The sequence below is a fragment of the Rhodoferax sp. ZS1R8 genome (assembly GCF_056521325.1).
In genome coordinates this window covers 375,578-397,824 of the sequence record NZ_JBWMBA010000004.1, presented here as the reverse complement: position 1 = coordinate 397,824, position 22,247 = coordinate 375,578, and the positions used below count along the sequence as shown (strand labels likewise).

Annotated in this window: 15 protein-coding genes; 9 read left to right on the top strand and 6 right to left on the bottom strand. The window is 60.8% G+C overall.

All coding sequences use genetic code 11. The features are described 5' to 3' along the window. The first annotated feature begins 82 nt into the window (after positions 1-82). Positions 83-994, top strand: coding sequence for a methyltransferase domain-containing protein (locus AC097P_RS15935; RefSeq protein ID WP_479611414.1), 912 nt, complete (start codon positions 83-85; stop codon positions 992-994). Here AC097P_RS15935 and argA read toward each other — a convergent pair. The 6 genes from argA to AC097P_RS15905 all read right to left on the bottom strand — a co-directional run bounded on the left by argA (position 986) and on the right by AC097P_RS15905 (position 9,834). Continuing rightward, positions 986-2,335, bottom strand: coding sequence for an amino-acid N-acetyltransferase (argA, locus tag AC097P_RS15930; RefSeq protein ID WP_479611413.1), 1,350 nt, complete (start codon positions 2,333-2,335; stop codon positions 986-988). The two genes, AC097P_RS15935 and argA, sit on opposite strands and share 9 nt — an antisense overlap. A 192-nt stretch (positions 2,336-2,527) precedes the next feature. Beyond that, a complete protein-coding gene (mdoH, locus tag AC097P_RS15925; RefSeq protein ID WP_479611412.1) occupies positions 2,528-4,690 on the bottom strand; it encodes a glucans biosynthesis glucosyltransferase MdoH in 2,163 nt (720 codons plus the stop codon). Beyond that, the gene (locus tag AC097P_RS15920) at positions 4,687-6,201 is read right to left on the bottom strand and encodes a glucan biosynthesis protein G (RefSeq protein WP_479611411.1); all 1,515 of its coding nucleotides are present in this window, start codon (positions 6,199-6,201) and stop codon (positions 4,687-4,689) included. Before AC097P_RS15920 ends, mdoH begins: the two co-directional genes overlap by 4 nt. Positions 6,202-6,375: 174 nt before the next feature. Further along, entirely contained in the window at positions 6,376-7,779 is a 1,404-nt protein-coding gene (locus AC097P_RS15915; protein WP_479611410.1) for a sigma 54-interacting transcriptional regulator, read from the bottom strand. Continuing rightward, positions 7,776-8,339: a hypothetical protein gene (locus AC097P_RS15910; RefSeq protein ID WP_479611409.1), complete on the bottom strand. Its 564-nt coding sequence runs from the start codon at positions 8,337-8,339 to the stop codon at positions 7,776-7,778. The genes AC097P_RS15915 and AC097P_RS15910 overlap by 4 nt, the downstream gene beginning before the upstream one ends. After that, complete coding sequence (locus tag AC097P_RS15905; RefSeq protein WP_479611408.1) at positions 8,332-9,834, bottom strand: HAMP domain-containing sensor histidine kinase; 1,503 nt, start codon at positions 9,832-9,834, stop codon at positions 8,332-8,334. Before AC097P_RS15905 ends, AC097P_RS15910 begins: the two co-directional genes overlap by 8 nt. A 78-nt stretch (positions 9,835-9,912) precedes the next feature. On the opposite strand from AC097P_RS15905, the gene hrpA reads away from it, so the two are divergent. From hrpA to AC097P_RS15865, 8 genes are all read left to right on the top strand, one after another. Next, positions 9,913-14,013: an ATP-dependent RNA helicase HrpA gene (gene hrpA, locus AC097P_RS15900; protein WP_479611407.1), complete on the top strand. Its 4,101-nt coding sequence runs from the start codon at positions 9,913-9,915 to the stop codon at positions 14,011-14,013. A gap of 223 nt (positions 14,014-14,236) precedes the next feature. Next, positions 14,237-15,010 (top strand): ABC transporter ATP-binding protein, encoded by a 774-nt coding sequence (locus AC097P_RS15895; protein ID WP_479611406.1) that lies wholly within the window; start codon positions 14,237-14,239, stop codon positions 15,008-15,010. A gap of 5 nt (positions 15,011-15,015) precedes the next feature. Beyond that, complete coding sequence (locus AC097P_RS15890; protein WP_479611405.1) at positions 15,016-15,720, top strand: ABC transporter ATP-binding protein; 705 nt, start codon at positions 15,016-15,018, stop codon at positions 15,718-15,720. A gap of 72 nt (positions 15,721-15,792) precedes the next feature. Then, positions 15,793-16,986 (top strand): ABC transporter substrate-binding protein, encoded by a 1,194-nt coding sequence (locus tag AC097P_RS15885; protein ID WP_479611404.1) that lies wholly within the window; start codon positions 15,793-15,795, stop codon positions 16,984-16,986. A 75-nt stretch (positions 16,987-17,061) separates the two neighbouring features. Continuing rightward, positions 17,062-17,946 (top strand): branched-chain amino acid ABC transporter permease, encoded by an 885-nt coding sequence (locus tag AC097P_RS15880; protein WP_479611403.1) that lies wholly within the window; start codon positions 17,062-17,064, stop codon positions 17,944-17,946. A 42-nt stretch (positions 17,947-17,988) separates the two neighbouring features. Further along, complete coding sequence (locus tag AC097P_RS15875) at positions 17,989-18,939, top strand: branched-chain amino acid ABC transporter permease (protein ID WP_479611649.1); 951 nt, start codon at positions 17,989-17,991, stop codon at positions 18,937-18,939. 149 nt (positions 18,940-19,088) lie between these two features. After that, positions 19,089-19,550, top strand: a complete 462-nt coding sequence (locus AC097P_RS15870) for a tetratricopeptide repeat protein (protein ID WP_479611402.1) — start codon at positions 19,089-19,091, stop codon at positions 19,548-19,550. 231 nt (positions 19,551-19,781) lie between these two features. Then, positions 19,782-22,178, top strand: coding sequence for a TonB-dependent receptor plug domain-containing protein (locus tag AC097P_RS15865; protein WP_479611401.1), 2,397 nt, complete (start codon positions 19,782-19,784; stop codon positions 22,176-22,178). Positions 22,179-22,247: the final 69 nt, after the last annotated feature.

Below are 22,247 nucleotides of genomic sequence, written 5' to 3'. Positions count from 1 at the left end.
GAACTAACATCGCAATTCTGTCCCGGGGGAGAGCAGTCACAACCGTGTGGTATGGTCCAAAAAAAACACGGAAAGGGATGGAATGAAGACGAGGAAAGAGAAACTCCTAGGGGGTCTGGACCTCTCCAATTCGGTGGGTGCCGAGATTGGCCCCTTGCACAACCCACTGGTTGGCAAGGAGGCAGGGCAGGTGATCTACGTCGACCACTGCGATGGCGAACAACTGCGCAAGAAGTACGCCACGGACAAGACCGTCAACATTGACAATATCCATGTCGATGCCGTGTGGGGCGCCCAGACACTGCAGCAAGGCATCGAAGATTATTTTTCCCGCTCAGGCGCGCAGCCCCGGGCGCTGGACTATGTCGTGGCCTCCCACGTTATTGAGCATGTCCCCGATCTGGTGACATGGTTGCGCGAAATCCGGTCCATACTGAAAACCGATGGCGAAGTCAGGTTGGCCGTACCCGATCGGCGTTATACCTTTGACTACTTGCGCCGCACCAGCAATCTCACTGACGTGCTGGCGGCCTTTGTCAGCAAAACACGCATACCCAACACACAGTGCGTGTTGGATTTTTGCCTGAACGCGGTCACGGTGGACTGTGCGGCAGCGTGGGCGGGTATGCTGAACACGGATTCAATGACCAGGTTCCATACGCTCGAAGGCGCATTGTGGCTTGCCAAGGATGCTCTGGAAAACGGCAACTACCACGATGTGCATTGCTGGGTATTCACCCCGGCATCCTTCGCGTCGCTGTTCGCGGAACTGTCCCGCCAGGGGTTCATCGACTTTGCCTGTGCGGACTTTTACGACACACTGGTGAATGACATCGAGTTCATCGTCAACCTGCGCGTCTGTGACAACGCGTTCGAGCGCACACACAGCTGGCAACGCATGGCGGACCATGTGGAAAGCAAGAAGCCATTCACGGTGGTAGCGGCCGAACGGGCCCCGGACGCAAAGCCCAAAATCGAATTCGCTCTAGGCTAGTTTCTTCACCAAAACCTGGCTCTTGCGGTCCCAGTTGTACTTGCGCTTGCGGGCCTCGGGCAGCCAGTCCGGATCCACCTGCACGAAGCCGCGTTTGATGAACCAGTGCATGGTGCGGGTGGTCAGCACAAAGATGCTGTCCAGCCCGGCGGCCTTGGCTCGTTGTTCCACACGCTTAAGCACTCGCTCGCCATCGCCTTGCCCCTGCACATCTGGTGACACGGTTAGCGCTGCCATTTCTGCGGTGCGGGCTTCTGGGTAGGGGTACAGCGCTGCACAGGCGAAGATGACGCCGTCGTGTTCGATGATGGTGTAGTTACCCACGTCGCGTTCGATCTCGGTGCGGCTGCGTTTGACCAGCGTGCCGTCCTGCTCAAACGGTTCAATCAATTGCAGGATGCCGCCCACATCGTCCACCGATGCTTCTCGCAATTCTTCCAGTTTTTCGTCGACCACCATGGTGCCAATGCCGTCGTGTACGTACACCTCCAGCAGGATGGAGCCATCCACCGCAAACGGGATGATGTGGCTGCGCTCCACACCGTTTTTGCAGGCTTTGACGCAGTGCTGGAGGTAGAAAGCGGTGTCTGTCGGCTGGTTGGCCGCTGGGAGCTGGCGCAGCAGCTGCTCCGCTGCGGCCAGCGGCAACTCGGTATCTATCGGGTTGTCTTCGGACACGGCCTCCAGAGGGCGCATGCGGATGCCAGGCACTTCGGTTACAAAGATCAGCTTGTCGGCCTGCAAGGCGGTCGCCACAGAAGTCGCAACCTCTTCCATGGCCAGGTTGAACGCCTCACCCGTTGGAGAGAAACCAAATGGCGACAGCAGCACCATCGCCCCCATATCCAACGTGCGGGTGATGCCCGCAATGTCAACCTTGCGCACCAGCCCGCTGTGCTGGAAGTCCACGCCATCCACAATGCCGACCGGCCGGGCAGTGATGAAATTACCGGAAATCACACGCACCGTGGAGTCGGCCATGGGCGTATTGGGCAGGCCCTGGCTAAACGCGGCCTCGATCTCGTAGCGCAGCTGGCCGGCGGCCTCTTGCGCACAGTCCAGCGCCACCTCGTCGGTAATACGCATGCCATGCGAGTATTTGGCTGCATGGCCCTTGGCTTTGAGCTGCTCATTCACCTGCGGCCGGAAACCGTGCACCAGCACGATCTTGACACCCATACTCTGGATCATGGCCAGGTCTTGTGCCAGATGGGGCAGCTTGCCTGCTGCAATAGCCTCACCCGCAATACCGACAACAAAGGTCTGGTTGCGAAACTTGTGAATATAGGGTGCGACCGAGCGGAACCATGGAACGAAGGTGAAGTTGAAAACGGTGGTCATGGGGAGTATTAAGCCTGGCTGCGGTCGTCTGATATCTGAAAAGTGTATCAGCCACCCTCTCGTGCAAAACCATCGCTTCTGTTTGAAAACGCCGTGGACGCGGCATGACACGCTTACGCTACCTACTCCCGATCCGTGATGTGATGCTGAATCCGGGTCTGGTGTTCTAAGCCAGCCCGTCGACACCACGGCCTATCTTGCAGGCCAAGCCCCCGTGAAATGCTGACCTACGAGAGCTGCATGCAGCATGCGAAGGCTATGCGGCTCATTCAGAAAGCGCATCTTCTCCGAGGCACTGGCGTTTGGACTGCCGTGGCGGCTCCACTGCAATACCTGTTGCCGGCGCACCTGGCCCCGCAATCCCAACCCGGTGTGGCGTGGACCCAAGGCGTGTAATGCCAGACTGGCCAGGCGAGGCAGGTCACGGATCCACGCAGAGGCGGCCGAGTGCGCACCTCGGTCGCGAGAATAGGCGTCGGCCCGTTGCAGTACGGTCGGTGTGCGCTTTTCCTCAGGGACCAACAACCAGCCCGCCTGGCGCAACCACTGTCCCGCGCCCGCCTGGCTGCTAAGCACCGTGTAGGGCACGGCCAGCAACAGCGGCAGTCCAATCGGCAACAACCAAGCCACGGTTGGCAACGACCAAAAACCGATGGCAATGAGCAGACACAAGACCCCCAGGCTCAACCCACCAAACGCCTGGCTGGCTTCACGCCATTGCAGGTCCACCGCCTCGCGGGGGGGCGACTTCCAATCCAGCGCCCACCCGGTCACAGCACCCAGCACAAACAGGCTGTGGGCCACCATGCGCAGCGGTGCCTGCACGATGGACAGGGTGGCCTCCAGGAGTGCGCTGCCTACCATGGTCCGGTAACCACCAAACTGGTTTTGCTCTTTACGCAACATGACAGCAGCAAGCCCCAGCGCCCGTGGCAATGCCAGCATGGTCACCGTGGAGGCCCACAACATCAGCACGCTCTGGTTGGACCACGGGGCCAGTTCACTGCCATGCAGCCACAGACACGCGCCCAGCACGACGTAGAGCAACCACAGTGGGGCTGACAGGTAGGCCATGGCACCTGTGGCCAGCATGGCACGGTGCACGGTACGCAGGCCCGGCTCGGTGAGCAGGCGCGCGTTTTGCAGATTGCCTCCGCACCAACGGCGATCACGCTGCAGCTCGGCCAGTAAATGGGGTGGCTGCTGCTCGTAGCTGCCTTCCAGGTCATCGACCAGCCAGACCTCATACCCAGCACGGCGCATCAGGGCCGCCTCCACAAAGTCGTGCGACATGATTTCACCACTTAAGGCGCCCTTGCCCGGCAGGCTTGCCAAGCCACAATGCGCCATGAAGGGCGCGACCCGGATGATCGCGTTGTGTCCCCAGTAGTGGGCCTCACCCAATTGCCAGAACTGCATGCCCGCCGTGAACAGGCGGCCCGTGACGCGGCTGCCAAATTGTTGGGCCCGGGCATGCAAGGTCGAATGGCCGCAGGTGCGCGGTGCAGTCTGGATGATGCCGGCGCGCGGGTGGGCTTCCATCAACCGGGCCAGGGTCACCAAGGTGTCGCCGGTCATCACACTATCCGCATCCAAGACCACCATGTAACGGTAGCTGCGCCCCCAGCGGCGGCAAAAGTCAGCCACATTGCCAGCCTTGCGGTGGGTGCGGCGTTGCCGCCAGCGGTAGTGGACTTGCAGCGTCGTGCCATCGGACCGCAGTTGCTCGCGCAGGGCCTTCCAGGCGCTGAGTTCGGCAATGCGCAGGTCGGGGTCGCTGGTGTCCGAGAGGACAAACACATCAAAGACACGCTCAGCCCCCGCGGCGGCCAGCGACTCGCAGGTGGCACGCAGACCGGCGAACACGGTGGCCACGTCTTCATTGCAGATGGGCATGATCAGTGCGGTGCGTGCATCCGCGGGCAATGCGACACCCTGGGCGCTGCGCGCCGACATGGCGTGTGGGTTACCCCGGAGCATGACCCAAAAACCCATCACCGCGGTCACCGTGCCGGCCGATACCCACGCAAAAAGCAAGGCAAACAAAACCAGTTGGGTGGTGAGCAACACGTCGCTGCCGACGCCCACTTGCGAGCGCCACTGCAAGGTCGTGGCAAACAAGGTGGCACCCACCACCCCCAACAACAACCATCGCCGTCTGCGGGCCGCAACGGCCTCCCATGTTGCTGGTGCGTCCTTCCATTGGGCCGCGCTGGCACGCCACGGCGCGTCAGGCGCTGCGGTGTACCCCGCGTGGCGCGCCAGGGGGCCAGACCAGGAGAGCGATGGCATGGATGCACGGTTGATGGCCGGGCAGCCTTGGGATGTGGTGTTGTGTGTCGTAGAGGTATTCATGGGGCGGTTAGTGCGTAGGTCCAGGTTTCACTCAGGGTGCGGGAGCCGTCCACCAAGTGCGCGCGAAGTTCGACAGGGCGCTTGGTATCCCGCGTTTTCACGGTGAGCGCGAGTCGCCAAGCACCGGTAGCGGGGACGGGGTAAAGGGTTTGTTTGACGATCTGTCCATTGCCGTCGGCATGCACCACGGCCTGCACACCAGCCGCGGTGGGCAATGCAGGGCCGACAAAGTCGATCAGGAACTGCTGTTCGTCGGCCGCCAGGGCCGCAAAGCTGCGACCGGCGCGGGTTTGGGCCACCCATGCCAATGGTGGGCGCTGCTGCCCGTCGCCAGCCCAGTCGATGCGCCAACGCAGGTCCAGCGGCTGGCCGTCAGCAGGTAGCTGAGTCGGAACCCAGTAGGCCACGACGTTGTCCGCCGCCTCATCGGAAGCGTGCAACTGCACCAGCTCGACACGGCCCGGGCCCCATTCGCCCAAAGGAGTCACCCAAGCCGAGGGCCGTCGCTCGTAATGCGCCTCGCTGTCCTCGTAGCTGGCGAAACTGCGGTCGCGCTGCATCAGGCCGAAACCACGCAGTGAGCGCGTGGCAAACGAGGTTACAAGTGTTTGCCGGGGGTTGTGCAACGGACGCCACAGCCACTCGCCTTCGCCGGTCGCGACCATCAAGCCGTCGGAGTCGTGCACTTCGGGGCGAAAGTCATCGCGTTTGGGCTGGTTTTCACCAAAGAAAAACATGCTGGTCAAGGGTGCTAGCCCCAAGGTGCGGACCGGGTTGTGTGCCGATGCACGCAAGTACAGCTTCGCCTGCACTGCCATTTGCGTGGCAACACCTGGGCGGATGTCGAAGCGGTAAGCGCCAGCGACGCGGGGCGAGTCCAGCAGCGCAAACACGGTTAATACATCCGCGCCGACGTTGGGGCGCTCAATCCAGAATTCCGTGAACCGGGGAAACTCTTCGAGACCGTTGCCGACCGTGTCGACCGCCAAGCCGCGGGCAGAAAGACCATAGTGCTGCCCCCGGCCCAGTGCACGGAAATAACTGGCACCCAAAAAACTGACCAGTTCATCCTTGTAGTCGGGCGTATTCAACGGGTAGTGCACCCGAAACCCGGCGTAACCCAGGTCGCCCCATGGCTGCTTGGGCATGGCGTTGGTGCCAAAGCTGAAGTTGGCCGGGTCGTAGCGCAGAGGGCGCTCGGCACCTGCCGTTTGGTCAGACAGACTGACTGGCTCTGTCTGTTGCCCCCCCAGATGGAAAAACATCAGTTCAAACGGCAGTTTTTCGTTCCGCCATACAGCCCGTTCTGGGCGAAAGCGGATCTCGCGCATCTGGTCGTAATTGAGTTGGCGCAGTGAAGCGGGGACCTGATTCGCGGCAGGGCGGTACGGGGCAGCGGCCAGCGTGCGCGCGCGGTCGGCCAAGGCTTCGAAGTCGATTGCCCAGGCACTGGGACCCACCAGCACAAGGACCATGCCCACTGCTATCGGAAAGCGAAAAATAGGGTGCATGAACCCTATTTCGCAATCACCATGCCAAGTTGAAAAGTCCTTTTAAATCAAAGACTTAGAGAAATGGGTGGTATTGTGGGCGTTGATTACAGCCGTTAAGCGTCGCCGATTGGCGACTGGTATCTTTGGGTCACTTCAATAAATCAATGCAAGCCATTGATTTGTATGGATATATTAGACGTCGCTGTTTTGCGACAGACCGTCCATTGGCGCTTCGTCAGTCGCTTCCGTGCGGAATAAACCGGGCGTCAAACCGTGCTTTTGGAGCAGACGGTAGAACTCTGTTCGGTTCTTGCGCGCCAGCCTCGCGGCATCGGCAACCTGGCCATCGGTCAACTTCAGCAGGCCGACCAAGTAGTCGCGCTCAAAACGGTTGCGTGCTTCGACGAAACCTAGGATTTCCACACTGGGCACCCGCATGGCGCGCTGCACCAGGGCCACCGGTATCAACGGTGTCGTGGCCAAGGCGCACACTTGTTCCACCACGTTATGCAGCTGCCGCACATTGCCAGGCCATACGGCCTTGGTCAACAGCGTCAGGGCTTCCGGCGCAAACCCGTTCAGCGGCTTGTGGTATTTGCGGGCCAGCCGCTGCAAAAAGTGCTGCGCCATCAACGCAATGTCTTCGCGTCGCTCGGACAAAGGCGGTAGCGACAGCGTGACCACATTCAGGCGGTAGTACAGGTCTTCGCGAAAGTCCCCCTGGGTCATCGCTGTCTCCAGATCACGGTGGGTGGCCGACAGGATGCGGACATCGACCGCTATGGACTGCTGCGCACCCACCGGTCGCACCTGGCGCTCTTGCAAAACCCGCAGCAGCTTGACCTGCAAGGCCGGCGGCATGTCGCCAATCTCGTCCAGAAACAACGTCCCACCGTCAGCGCTCTGGAACAGACCGCGGTGGTGGGCCACGGCCCCCGTGAATGCGCCTTTGACGTGTCCAAACAACTCGGACTCCAGCAGCGCCTCCGGGATGGCGCTGCAATTCACGGCCACAAACGCACCATTGCTGCGCGGGCTGGCGCGGTGGATAGCACGGGCCAGCAGCTCTTTGCCACTGCCGCTTTCGCCGCGTATAAGGACCGATGCATCGCTGGGTGCGACCATACGGGCCTCAGCCAGCACTTCGTCCATGGCGGTCGAACGGCTGACAATTTCCTCGCGCCAGGTGTCGTTGTGTGTACCGGCCTGTGGGCGGTTCACGCTGGAAACCGTCAGCGCACGGCTCACCGCTGCCAGCAGTTCCTTGCCTTCGAAGGGTTTGGTCAAATAGCTGAACACGCCGCGCAAGGTGGCGTCCACCGCATCGGGGATGCTGCCGTGGGCGGTGAGCAAAATCACCGGAAGGCCCGCAAAACGCGCCTGTATCGCGTCAAACAGTGCCAAGCCATCCATGCCGGGCAAACGCACATCACTCAGCACCAGCTGCGGGCGCATCACCTCCAGGCGCGCCAGTGCAGTCTCGGCGCTGGTCTCCGCCACCACGGCGTGTCCGGCCGCCTCCAGGCGCAGGGACAGCAGGCGCAGCATGTCGGGGTCGTCATCGACCACCAGAATGCGGACTTTGGCGGCAGTCATGGTGTTTTGCTGCCGTTGTTGCGGGGGGACAGCTGGCGTTCTATGGCTTTAAGCGCTTCCAGTTGTTCGGTCAACTGGTCAATGCGGCGTTGGCCGTCACGCAGTTGTTGGCTCTGCCGGGCAACCTGGTCTTCCATGCGTTTTTGCTCGGTGGCACGCGCACTGAGCAGGGGCAGCCAGGTGGACCATGCGGTGGCGGTCGTCCCCGCCGCTGCCGACAGGCCGTCGACTAAGGCCAGTGCGCGTGTGGTGTCGGCCGGGTTGCGGGTGTGCAGCAGTACCAGCACCAGGTGCACCGTGTCACCAACGGCGGTGCTACCCGCGAGCTGTGTGGCCATGGCAACCAACGCATCAGGGGGGGTGGTGCGCAGTTCTCTTTGCCATTGCGCCAATTCACGCCCGGCGGCATCCGCAGCGGGGACGGGGCAGGGCGCTGGTGGCTCGGTGATGACGACCGGCACGGCGATTACCTGGGGTGGCGCAGGCGGCCCTAATGCACTGCAAGCCGCGAGGCTGAACAGGCAGCCCAGGCTGTACAGAGTGACAAAAAACTTAGACATGCGTTGGATCCAAAGGCAAAAGAATTTGAAAATGGGCCCCCGTGGTGTGGGCCGGCAAGGGCGGCAGCAACTGGACCGTGCCACCGTGCGCGGATACTTGCTCACGCACGATGGCCAGGCCAATACCGCTGCCGCGCGGGTGGTCTTGGGGCTGGATGCTGCCGCGGTAGAACGGGTCGAACAGGTGTTCACGGTCCGCCAGCGCTACGCCCGGACCCTTATCGCTGATCTGGATCACGGCATGGCCCGCCTCAGTACCGATGTACCACACAATCGTTCTCCCGGCTGTGCTGAAACGCACGGCGTTGGACATCAGGTTGCCCAGCGCCATACCGAGACGCTCGGGGTCCACGGCTTGGGTCAGTTCGGTGTCGCCCTCTACGCGCACCTCCAGACCCTTGGCCTGCCAACTCAGGCGCTGTGCCTCGACCACGCTGGCAACCAGGCTGTGCAGCACGGTGGCGCTGCGTTTGAGGCGGCGTGCGTCAAATGCCGCAGCGTTGTAGCGCAAAAGGTCTTCAATCTGCTGCTGCAGGATGGCGGTGTTGTGCGCGAGGATGCCCACAATTTCCGCTTGCCCGGAACCCAGCGTACCCCCCACGCCCTCTTGCAACAAGGCTACCCCTTCGTGTAGTGCGGCCAGCGGCGTTTTGAGTTCATGGGAGGTATGACGCAAAAACCGAGCCTTGTCTTCATCCAGTTCGGTCAAGCGCAGGCGCAACCAATCCAACTGGTGCCCCAGACTGGCCAGATCGGCAGGCCCGTGAATGGAAATGGGCCGTTTCAGTTGCCCTTCGCCCAGGGCAACTATGGCTGCACCCAAGTCGCGCAGCGGGCGGGTCAGCCAAAGGCCGAACAGCACGGCCGCCGCGGCCGATACGGCAATCGCCAGCAGGACCTGGCGCACCTGCTGGCTGCGCTGCAATTCCAGCGCGTCCTGCAGTTCCTGGCTGTGCTCGGCAATGCTTTGCTGCACCTGCAGACTCATGCTGCGGGTGATGTCGTCCAGCATGTTGAAGTCGGTCACCACGTTCTGGTTGCGGCTGACCACGGGCACGTATCTGTCCAGCAACTGGGTGCGAATGCGCTGCACTACCAATTGCCATTGGGCCGCCAATTCGCTGGTGGGCGGGTAGTCGGCCAACGGAGGCAGCAGCGCCTGTGCCTGGCTGGCGGCGTCGTCAAAACGTTGGCGCAAGGCGGGATCTCCCAGCACCAGGTACTGCCGCGCGGCGCGCTCCATGTCTATGCGGCGCTCGGCCAGACCCCGGGTGGACAGGCTGAGCTGGATGCTTTGCAAACCTGCGGCGCGGCTTTGGGCCAAAAGACCTTGCAAGGACTGCAAGCCGCTGAGCGAAACGGCACCAAGCAACACGGCAATCAGTACGAATGCCAGGAACAGCAATTGGCGAAAGGATGCGCGAAGAATCACAGGGGTTTGGTTGGTGCACAGCCGCGCTGGGACTGGCGGCAAGGGTCGCGGCAGTATAGCCATGCGAGGCTCCATACCCCCCACGCTTATAGCTGCGGGCACTGCACTGGCCCAAGGGCGCGCAGCCCGGATAATTGCAGGATGTTAAAAATAGAATTTCCTGCGTCTTTACCCGTATCCGAGCGTCGCGAGGAAATTGAGCAAGCACTGGCCCAGAACCAGGTCATCATCGTGTGTGGCGAGACCGGCTCGGGCAAGACCACCCAACTGCCCAAGATCGCGCTGGCCATGGGACGCGGCAAGCTCAACTACCCGGCGGGTCAGCGCGCCAAGCTGATCGGCCACACCCAGCCGCGTCGTATTGCGGCCAGCAGTGTCGCCAAACGCATTGCCGAGGAGCTGAATACACCGCTGGGCGAGGTGGTGGGTTTCAAGGTGCGGTTCCAGGACCGCCTGTCCAAGGATGCCTCAGTCAAGCTGATGACCGACGGTATCCTGCTGGCCGAAACACAGACCGACCCGCTGCTCAATGCCTACGACACCATCATCATCGACGAAGCACACGAACGCAGTCTGAACATCGACTTCTTGCTGGGCTACCTGCGCCAGATCCTGCCGCGCAGGCCGGATTTGAAGATTGTGGTGACCTCGGCCACCATTGATGCGCAGCGTTTTGCAGAGCATTTCAAGTCCAGCAAGGGCCCGGCTCCGGTCATCATGGTGTCAGGCCGTATGTTCCCCGTGGAGCAGCGCTATCGGCCGTTTGAAGAGTCGCGTGAATACGACCTCAACAATGCGATTGCCGACGGTGTGGACGAACTCTGGCGCGATGTGCACAACCAAGGCGACATTTTGGTGTTCTTGCCCGGTGAACGTGAGATTCGCGATGCTGCCGACCATTTGCGCAAACACCTGAGCCACCAGCCCGTCATGCGCAATGCCGAGGTATTGCCGCTGTTCGCGCGCTTAAGCCCGGCCGAGCAGGACCGCATTTTTGACGGCCACACCGGCCGGCGCGTGGTGCTGGCCACCAATGTGGCCGAGACCTCGCTGACTGTGCCTGGCATTCGTTACGTCATCGACGCAGGCACCGCACGTGTCAAGCGTTACAGCTTTCGCAGCAAGGTGGAGCAACTGCTGGTGGAGCCCATAAGCCAGTCATCCGCCAACCAGCGCTCGGGGCGTTGTGGGCGCGTGGCCAACGGCATCTGTATCCGGCTCTACGACGAGAAAGACTTCAACGGACGCGAACGGTTTACCGACCCCGAGATCTTGCGGTCGTCTTTGGCGGGTGTCATTTTGCGCATGAAGTCGCTGCATCTGGGCATTGTTGAAGACTTCCCCTTCCTGGAGCGACCCAGTGGCCGCGCGATCGCAGATGGCTACCAGTTGCTCAATGAATTGGGCGCTGTGGATGATGCGAATGAGTTGACGCCGTTAGGTACAGAGCTGTCCCGCTTGCCCCTGGACCCCCGGGTAGGTCGCATGCTCCTGGAAGCCCGGTCCCGTGAAGCGCTGGACGAGGCGCTGGTCATTGCCTCTGCATTGAGCGTGCAGGACGTGCGCGACCGACCTATGGAGGCGCAGCAGCAGGCTGATACGGCGCACCAGAAGTTTGACGACGAAAAGAGTGAGTTCACCGGCTACCTGAAACTGTGGAAGTGGATCCACGACGCCCGTGGCGGCCCAACCTCCGCGATACCGGGAGTTGGGACGCCAGGGCGTTCTGCGCAGGTAAAAGGAGGAGGCCGGAGGCCGGGGGACACGGAGCAGAATGCCCTGGCGGCTCAACTCCCAGCGCATACCACGCACAAACTTAGCAACCGCCAATACGAACAGCTCCTGCGCCAAAACTTCGTCAACATCCGCCGCGTCCGCGAATGGAAAGACATCTACAGCCAGCTCCACACCGTGGTCGCCGAGCACAAATGGCGACTGAACACCAAGCCCGCCAGCTACGAACAACTGCACCTGTCCATGCTGTCCGGTCTGTTGGGCAACATCGGCTGCAAGCTGGAAGAAGGCCTAAACGGTGAGTACCTGGGCGCACGCGGCATCAAGTTTTTTGCCCACCCCGGCGCGCACCTGTCCAAGAAGCCCGGCCGCTGGATCGTTGCATCCGAACTGGTGGAAACCACGCGCCTATTCGGCCGTGGCATAGCCAATATCGAACCCCAGTGGTTGGAACAGGTCGGCGAACATCTGCTCAAGAAACAATTGCTCGACCCCCACTGGGAGAAGAAGGCCGCCGAGGTTGTGGCACTAGAGCGGGCCACGCTGTACGGCATCGTCATCTACAACGGCCGGCGCACCAACTACAGCCGCGTCGACATGGCCGGCGCCCGCGAGATCTTCATCCGCCAGGCCCTGGTGGGCGGCGAATGGGAAACCCCGCTGCCATTTTTGGCTGCCAACCAGAAGATGGTGCGCCAGGTCGAAGAGCTGGAACACAAAGCCCGCCGGCAAGATGTGCTGGTCGACGACGAGCTGATCTACGCCTACTACGACCAGCAGTTACCGGCCGACGTCTGCAGCGGCCACAGCTTTGAGCGCTGGTACCGCGAAGAGTCCAAAAAGCCGCAGTACGCACTGGCGGGGCCGCGTGGGGCAGCATCCGGTGCCAGTTCGCTGTTGCTGCTGACCCGTGAAGAGCTGATGCGCCACGAGGCCGCCGGCATCACCACCGCATCCTTCCCCAAAACCATCCGCCTGGGCGGTGTGGACTGCGCCGCCACCTATTTGCACGAACCCGGCGACCCGCGCGACGGCCTGACCGTGACCGTGCCGCTGTTCGTGCTGAACCAGGTCAATGACGAACGCTGCGAGTGGCTGGTACCCGGCATGCTGAAGGACAAGATCCAGGTGCTGCTCAAGACCTTGCACCAGCGCCCGCGTTCTCGCCTGGTGCCGCTGCCTGATACCGCCACCAAGTTTGCCGAAGCGCTGAACGCTCCCGAGCGCTTCGGAAGTGGCGCGCTGATAGACGCTGTATGCAAGCTGGTGCGTGAGGCCACCTCAGTGGATGTGGCCCGGGCAGACATCAAGGCCGACATGCTGACGCCACATTTCTTCATGAACTTCCGCGTGGTTGACGAGCATGGCCGTCAGTTGGGGCACGGTCGCAATCTGGGTGCGCTGAAGGCAGAGTTGGGTGCGCAAGCCCGCGGTGCATTCCAGGCACTGGCCGGACTCAAACTGGCGGCCACAGGCTCGGCGCAAGCTCCGGCAGGTGGCAACGGCCCACACGGCGATTCCCACCAAAACCTTAAGCCAAATCAGGCTGTAGCCCTCGCGCAGCAAACACAAGCCGCTATCAAAAACGGAGCAGCTTCGACAACATCGAAACCTGCGCCCACCGCCGCAACCGAGCAGCGGCACACCGCCTGGACCTTCGGCGAACTGCCCGAGCTGCTGGAAATTCGCAAGGGCGGCCAGACGCTGATTGGTTTCCCCGCGCTGATTGACCAGGGCGACGCTGTCACCATCGAGGTGTTTGACGAGCCCGAGGTATCGGCCGCCAAGCACCGCGCCGGCCTGCGCCGCCTGTTTGCGCTGCAAATCAAAGACGCATTGAAGTATCTGGAGAAAAACATTCCTGACCTGCAGAAGATGGCCGTTGCCTACATGAACGTGGGCAAGGCTGATAACGGAACTGGCGGAGGGACGGTCGAGGAACTGCGCGAGCAGATCATCTCCGTGGCGCTGGACCGAGCCTTTCTACTCGATCCACTGCCCACGGATGAGTTCGCCTTCAAGCGTCGGGTGGAAGAGGGCCGTGGCCGCCTGACGCTGATCGCCAACGAGGTAGCGCGCTTGGCAGGCACGATTCTGCTGGAGCACGCAGTTGCCGCCCGCAAGATCAAGGACACCAAGAACGCGCCGGACGCCGTGGCCGATTGCGCGCAGCAGATCAACCGGCTGGTGCCCAAGCGCTTTCTGCAGGCCGCGCCGTGGCCGCGCTTGCAGCATCTGGCCCGCTACCTGAAGGCCATCACGCTGCGGCTGGAGAAATACCGCGCCGACCCGGCCCGCGACGCTGCACGACTTGCCGAGTTGCGGCCGCTGGAGCAACGCTATTGGCGCCTGGTGGCCGAGCGCAAGGGGGCAGTCGACGAGCGCATGCAAGAGTTCCGCTGGTTAATGGAAGAGTTGCGCGTCAGTTTTTTTGCACAAGAGCTGCGCACGCCGCAGCCCGTCAGTGTCAAAAGGCTGGACAAGGCCTGGACCCAACTGAACGGGTAGTGGTGCTGCCCCACTGCGGAGGCCCGGCAGTGAAACCTGTACCCCAAGCCCCAGCTCTCCCAACTAGCACCGGCTGGCTGTCAGTGTCCTGACGGACGCTGACGTAAAACTACGTAGGTTGTTACCCCCTCGTTATCCCTATGGTTGTTGCGTAGCATCCGTGCTTATATAGCAGCGTGCCGATGCAAAGGGCAGGGCGCGCTAAAGTCTACGGGAGAGTCATTTGTCGTCGGAAATTATTCTTGAAACGCGCCAGTTGACCAAGGAATTCAAGGGGTTCGTTGCGGTCAACCAAGTGGATCTGAGGGTTCAGCGGGGTCATATCCACGCCTTGATCGGCCCCAATGGCGCAGGCAAGACCACGTTTTTTAACCTGCTGACCAAGTTCCTGCCGCCAACCTCGGGGTCCATCACTTTCAACGGCAACGACATCACGTTCGAAAAACCCGCACAGACCGCCCGCCGCGGCATTGTGCGGTCGTTCCAGATTTCGGCAGTGTTCCCGCATATGACGGTGTTGGAGAACGTGCGCGCAGCCTTGCAGCGCAACGAGGGCAACTCCTTCCACTTCTGGAAACCCGAAAGCACGCTGTTCCATTTGCATGACCGCGCCCGTCAACTGCTGCAGGAAGTCGACCTGCAAGACTTTGCCAACGAGCTGACCGTCAACCTGCCCTATGGCCGCAAACGCGCACTGGAGCTGGCCACCACGCTGGCCCTGGAGCCCGAGCTGATGCTGCTGGACGAGCCCACGCAGGGAATGGGCCACGAAGATGTCGACCGCGTCACCAAGCTGATCAAGAAGGTATCGGTCGGACGCACAATTCTGATGGTGGAGCACAACATGAATGTGGTGTCTTCCATTGCCGACCGCATCACGGTGCTGCAGCGCGGCGCCATCATTGCCGACGGCCCTTATGCCGAGGTATCGAGCAACCCGCTGGTGATTGAAGCCTATATGGGCACCGTGGATACTGCCTTGCAGGGTGCGCACTGAACAACATGACTACAGAACTCCTACGTATTGAAGACCTGCACGCCTGGTACGGCGAATCCCACATCCTGCACGGCGTCAACCTGAGCGTGCAACAGGGTGAGGTGGTGACACTGCTGGGGCGCAACGGCGCCGGACGCACCACCACCATGCGCGCCATCATGGGCCTGACCGGCGCGCGCAATGGCTCGATCAAGATTAACGGCGAAGAATCCATCAAGCTGGCACCGCACAAGATTGCCCGCCTGGGCGTGGGCTATTGTCCCGAAGAACGCGGCATTTTTGCCAGCCTGACGGCCAAAGAAAACCTGATGCTGCCACCCACCATTTCTGAAGGCGGCATGAGTGTGGACGAGATCTACACCATGTTCCCCAACCTGAAGGAGCGCGCCGGCAGCCCCGGCACACGCCTGTCGGGTGGTGAACAGCAGATGCTGGCCATGGCGCGTATTCTGCGCACCGGTGCGCGCCTCTTGCTGCTGGACGAGATATCTGAGGGCCTGGCCCCCGTCATCGTGCAGAAGCTCGGCGAGATGATCCTGACCCTCAAGAAGCGTGGCTACACCATTGTGTTGGTGGAGCAGAACTTCCGTTTTGCTGCACCGCTGGCAGACCGTTTCTATGTGATGGAGCATGGCGCCATCGTTAAACAGTTTGCACAGCAGGAGCTCACCCAGAACATGGGCATGTTGCAAGAATATTTGGGCGTGTGATCGCCGCAGATACTGGTTATTAACCTTACGATTTTTTCCGCCTTTCCCTCACCTTACTCAACAGGAATCACCATGAAACTCAACGTTCTAGTCGCTGCATTAGCTATAGCTTTCACCGGCGTAGCTTCGGCGCAAGCCACCGGTCCCGTCAAGATCGGCTTCATCACCGATATGTCCAGCCTGTATGCCGATATTGACGGCCCCGCCGGCGCCGAGATGATCAAGTGGGCTGCGCAAGACTTCGGTGGCAAGGTACTGGGCCGCACCATTGAAGTGGTCACCGCTGACCACCAGAACAAGGCCGATGTGGCCAGTACCAAGGCCCGTGAATGGTTCGACAAAGAAGACCTGGCCATGCTGGTCGGCGGTACCAGCTCCGGTACCTCATTGGCCATGGCCAAGGTGGCAGAAGAAAAGAAGCGTCCCTTTATTGCCATCGGCGCCGGCTCGGCCCGCTTGACCAATGACGCCTGTACCGCCTACACCGTGCATTACGCGTACGACACTGTTGCGCTGGCCAAGGTCGCTGGCACCGCGCTGGTCAAAGAGGGAAACAGCAAGTGGTTTTTTCTGACTGCTGACTACGCGTTTGGCTATTCACTGGAAGGTGATGCCTCCACCGTGGTCAAGGCCAACGGCGGTACCGTGGCAGGCGCCGTGCGCCACCCGCTGAACGCGTCCGACTTTTCGTCTTTCCTGCTGCAGGCCCAATCCTCCAAGGCGCAGATCCTGGCGCTGGCCAACGCTGGCGGTGACTTCACCAACGCCATGAAGGCCGCCAAGGAATTCGGCATCAACAAAACCATGAAAATCGCCGGCTTGTTGGTGTTCATCAACGACGTGCACAGCCTGGGCCTGGCCAACACCGAAGGTCTCCAGCTGGCGGACAGCTGGTACTGGAACCAGGACGACGCATCCCGTGCGTTCGCCAAGCGTTTCTTCGAAAAATACAAGCGCATGCCTTCGAGCCTGCAGGCAGCCGACTATTCCGCAACTATGACCTACCTGAAGGCCGTCAAGGCTGCCGGCACCACCGATGGCGACAAGGTGATGGAGACCCTGAAGAAGACCAAGGTGGACGACTTCTACAACAAGGGCACGATCCGCGCTGACGGTCGCATGATCCATGATATGTACCTGTACCAAGTGAAGGCGCCTAAGGACGCGACGACGCCTTGGGACTACTACAAGCTCATGGCCAAAGTGCCGGGCGAGCAGGCGTTTACGACGCCAGCTGAATCCAAGTGCGCGCTGCTGAAGAAGTAGTCGAGCGTTTCAGGCGGCTGGTTGGCTTGCTGGCCGGCCGCGTGTTTTTTGCAAGGTATGAACTGACGGGCTCCCATGGAAATTTTCGGCATCCCCCACCAAGCGTTTCTGGGCCAGCTATTGCTGGGCCTGGTTAATGGCGCGTTTTACGCCATGCTCAGTCTCGGGCTGGCGGTCATCTTTGGCCTGCTGGGTGTGGTCAATTTCGCACACGGCGCGCTCTATATGCTGGGTGCGTTCGCGGCTTGGTTCCTTTTGGATAAGTTCGGCGTGAACTACTGGTTTGCACTGGTGCTTGCGCCCCTGGCAGTCGGAGCGCTGGGCGTGGTCGTGGAGCGGCTGTTCCTCAAGCGGCTGTACAAGCTGGACCCACTCTATGGCTTGCTGCTGACTTTTGGCCTTGCGCTGATCATCGAAGGCGTGTTTCGCGAGCTGTTTGGCGCGTCCGGCCAGTCATATCCGGTACCTGAGCTACTGCAGGGTGCAACCAACCTGGGCTTCATGATTCTGCCCAACTACCGCGCCTGGGTGGTGTTTGCATCGCTGGTCGTGTGTGTGGGCACCTGGTACCTGATTGAGCGCACCCGTCTGGGCGCCTACTTGCGCGCTGGTACCGAAAACGCCGCCCTGGTGCAAGCATTTGGTATCAATGTGCCGTTGATGGTGATGCTGACCTATGGCGCCGGTGCAGCACTGGCGGGCCTGGCTGGTGTGTTGGCCGCACCAATCATCCAGGTCAGCCCGCTCATGGGTTCCAACCTGATCATTGTCGTGTTCGCCGTCGTCGTGATTGGCGGCATGGGTTCCATCATGGGCTCGATCCTGACTGGCCTCGGCCTGGGTGTTATCGAAGGGCTGACCCGGGTCTTCTACCCGGAGGCATCGAGCATTGTGGTGTTTGTCATCATGGTCATTGTGTTGATGTTCCGCCCCGCTGGCCTGTTTGGCAAAGAGGCCTGAACCATGAACACCACTTCTCCTTCGATCTCAGCCATTCCGTCCATGACACAAACTGCCAAACTCATACGCGCCACCTACATCGCACTGCTGGTCTTTGCGGTCGTGGCTCCGCTGCTGGGCTTGTACCCCGTGTTTGTGATGAAGCTGCTGTGCTTCGCCATCTTTGCCAGCGCCTTTAATCTGCTGCTGGGCTTTACCGGTTTACTGTCTTTCGGGCATGCGGCTTTTTTCGGGTCGGCTGCGTATGTGACCGGTTGGTTGATCAAGACCCACAGCGTTACACCTGAGGTCGGCATCGTGGCCGGCACCGTGGCTGCGGGCCTGATCGGTCTCGTGGTTGGCGCGGTGGCCATCCGCCGCCAGGGCATCTACTTTGCGATGATCACCTTGGCCATGGCGCAGATGGTGTTTTTTGCGCTGCTGCAGTCGCCGTTCACCGGTGGCGAAGACGGGCTGCAGGGCGTGCCGCGGGGCCGCTTGCTGGGTGTGTTACCGCTGGAATCGGACACCGCGCTGTACTACGTCGTGGTCGCCATCTTCGTGGCCTGCTTTCTAGCGATTTCGCGCATCGTGCATTCGCCGTTTGGCCAGGTTCTGAAGATGATCCGGGAGAACGAGCCGCGTGCCATATCGCTGGGTTACCGCGTCGACCAGTACAAGCTGCTTGCGTTTGTGTTGTCTGCGGCGCTGGCCGGCCTGGCGGGCTCGCTGAAGACGCTGATCATGGGCTTTGCCACGCTGTCTGATGTGCACTGGTCCATGTCGGGTGAGGTGATCCTGATGACGCTGCTGGGCGGCGTGGGCACCTTTTTTGGCCCGGTGCTGGGTGCCGGCATTGTGATCGCGCTGCAGGACATGCTGGCCGACAAAGTGGGCTCGTGGGTGACGGTGATCATCGGTGTCATCTTTGTCTTGTGTGTGATGGCCTTCCGCAAGGGCGTAGTAGGTGAGATCCAGGCGTACATGGAACGGCGCAACAAGCGCGATAAATAGCGCGATAAATAGCGCGACCCTAGCCCGCATTCGGTTCTCGCCATAAATAATTTGTTGCGGCTTTGCATCCGTTTGCTTGTTTGCATCGTTTGTCCCAGGTGCTGCCCTGCAGCGCACTGACGCAACAACTTTTTTAAGGATCCAAACCCATGCGCGCTTCTTCTCGTTTTCTGCAAATCCTCGCAGCTTTCTTTCTGACAGGCGCCGCAACCGCCCCCGTACTGGCGGCGGACATGCAGACCACACCGGTCCTGAACGCCCAAAGCGACGATTTTGCCGCTGGCAAAGCCGCCATCGATGCCAAGCAATGGACGGAGGCGGTGGCCCGTTTCGACAAAGTCGTGGCCCGAAACCCCAAAAATGCCGATGCCTATAACTACCTGGGCTTCGCCAACCGCTGGCTGGGCAAATACGATGAGGCTTTTGCAGCCTATGGAAAGGCCCTCGCACTGGAACCTAACCACCGCGGCGCGCTGCAGTATTCGGGTATTGCGTATCTGAAGACCGGCCAAAAGGCCCAGGCCCAGACACAATTGGCCAAGCTACAGGCCCTGTGCGCTAATTGCTTTGAGACCACGGACCTGGCCAAAGCGGTCGCCACCGCGCAATAAACCCTGTTTAGGTGCATCGCCAGGGGGTTGCGCACGCAATCGTGCGTCGCGCCCCGGCGTTGGTGCCGCTGGCTTCTATTAGCAAAACTGAACGGCCATTAAAGGGCCGTATCCGTTTGACTAAATCGTCATGGCGGTGTGGTAAGGCGGAAACAAGCGTGCCCGTGGCGGCGCGCCCACCCCTAGAATTTCAGCTCGAACCCCATCCACACAATACCCAAAAGGCGAGCTATGACTGTATTGCGCAAAGCACTATCACTAGGCCTGTATGGCGCGGCGGCGGTCGCCACGCTGACCCCGGTTTCTTTTGCGGTCGCCCAGACCACCGGCGCCGTTGCCGCCCCAGGCCTGGAAAGCGTGACCATCATCGGCTCGCGCAGGGCCAATGCCTCCGCCACCGATACTCCTGTGCCTATCGACTTTATTCCGATGACCAAAACGTCGGAGCAGGGCGGCCAATTTGACTTGTCGCAATCGCTGCAATACCTGTCGCCATCCTTCAACTCCACGCGCCAGACTGGCGCTGACGGTGCTGACTTGATCGACTCCGCGTCGCTTCGCGGCCTGGGCTCAGACCAGACGCTGGTGCTGGTCAACGGCAAACGCCGCCATACAACGGCCCTGGTCAACCTGTTTGGTGCGCGCAACCGCGGAAATACGGGTACTGATCTGAACGCCATTCCGGTGCTGGCTATCGACAACGTGCAGATCCTGCGCGACGGTGCCGCCGCCCAATACGGCTCGGACGCCATCGCCGGCGTTATGAACATCTCCCTGAAGAAGAGCAAGGGTTGCGAAGCCATTCTGGGCTACAGCCAGTATTCGGTAGGCGACGGCAAGAATTACTTGCCATCGGCCTATTGCGGCTTCGGCATTGGCGAGAGCGGCGTGCTGGGCATCACCGCCGAGTACTCGGACCGTGGCCGTTCCAACCGCGCCGACCCGGGCAACCCGCGCATCATTGGCGACACCCAGTCAAAGAACGCCACGCTGTACCTGAACGGCGAACTGCCCACCAGCAGCACCGGCAAGCTGTACTTCACTCTCGGTGCGCAAAACCGTGATGCATCATCGGCTGCGTTTGCACGCGGTGGCGTCGGCTCGGACGACATCCCCACACGCAATTCCGCAGCCATGTACCCCGCCGGTTTCGTGCCCTTCATCAATGGCGACATCAGTGACCGCTACGCCATCGTGGGTCACAAGTGGCAGGTGGGCGAGTGGGTGGCAGACCTGTCGCAGACCTACGGCTCCAACGAGATGCGCTACCGTATTTCCAACACCATCAATGCCTCCATCGCCAACAAAGACCTGCAGGGCGGCGGTGCTGGCCGCAGCGCCAGCGTGTTCCAAGCCGGAGGATTTCTGTTCTCCCAGGCCACGACCAACCTCGACTTCAGCCGTTTCTTTGACGGCTTTTTGGGTGGGTCCAACATCGCCTTTGGCGCCGAGTACCGCCGTGAGAACTACCAGATCTACGCTGGTGAGCCTGGCTCTTACATCGACGCCGACGGCGTAGGCTTCGGCGGCAATGCCGGCAGCCAGGGTTTCCCCGGCTTTCAGCCCGCTGATGCAACCAACCGCAACCGCGACAGTACTGCCGTGTACGCAGATATCGAAACCGACGTGACCGAACGTTTCAAGGTTCAAACCGCTGTGCGCTCAGAGCAGTACAGCGACTTTGGCAACACCACGACGGGCAAACTGGCTGCCAGCTTCAAGGCGGGCGAACAGCTACTGTTCCGCGGCTCGGTAAGCTCGGGTTTTCGCGCACCCTCGCTGCAACAGGTCTACTTCTCGTCCACCTTCACTGACTTCATCAGTGGCAAAGCCCAGGACGTGGTGTTGGCTCCCAACGGTGGCGTCATTGCCAATGCGGCTGGCTTGCCCAAGCTGAAGGAAGAAAATTCCAAGAACGCCACTCTGGGCTTCACGCTGAGCCCGAGCAAGACCACGTCGATCACGGCCGACCTGTACCAGATCGACATCACCGACCGCATCGGCCTGTCGGGTCGCTTTGATGCCAACAATTTCCCGGCGCTGGGCGCCACGCTGGCAGGCTTGGGCGTGGGCCAGGCCCAGTTCTTCGTCAACTCCATTGACACCAAGACCAAGGGGCTGGATCTGACTGTATCCAACAAGGCCGACTTGGGTGGCGGCAAGCTGAACACCTTCCTGGCATTGAACTTGAGCCAGACCGATGTGGTCAGCGTGCACGCACCGGCATCGCTCAAGGGCTATGAATCGGTACTCTTGTCCGAGCGCGAACGACTGTTCATCGAACAAGGGGGTCCGCGCACCAAGGCCACGCTGGGCTTTGACTACAGCCAAGGTGCTTGGGAAACCAACCTGAAGATCATTCACTTCGGTAGCCAAACCCTGGGCACATTCTCGGGTACCGAGAACGGCGTGCCCAACGCCTATTACGAGCCCAAGACCTCTGCCGACCTGGCCTTAACCTACAGCTTTGACAAGAATACCAAGCTGACTATCGGGGGCAACAACATCTTTAACGTCAAGCCCACGAAGCAAGATGCCAATGAAACCGACAATGGTTTCATTTATGACAGCGTGCAGTTCGGTCTGAACGGCGCGTCTTACTTTGCTAAGTTTTGGAAACGGTTCTGAGACTAGTTGCAATAGATTTGCACTGACGCAGGGGCCAACATCAAAAGGTGCTGGCCCTTTTTTTTGGGC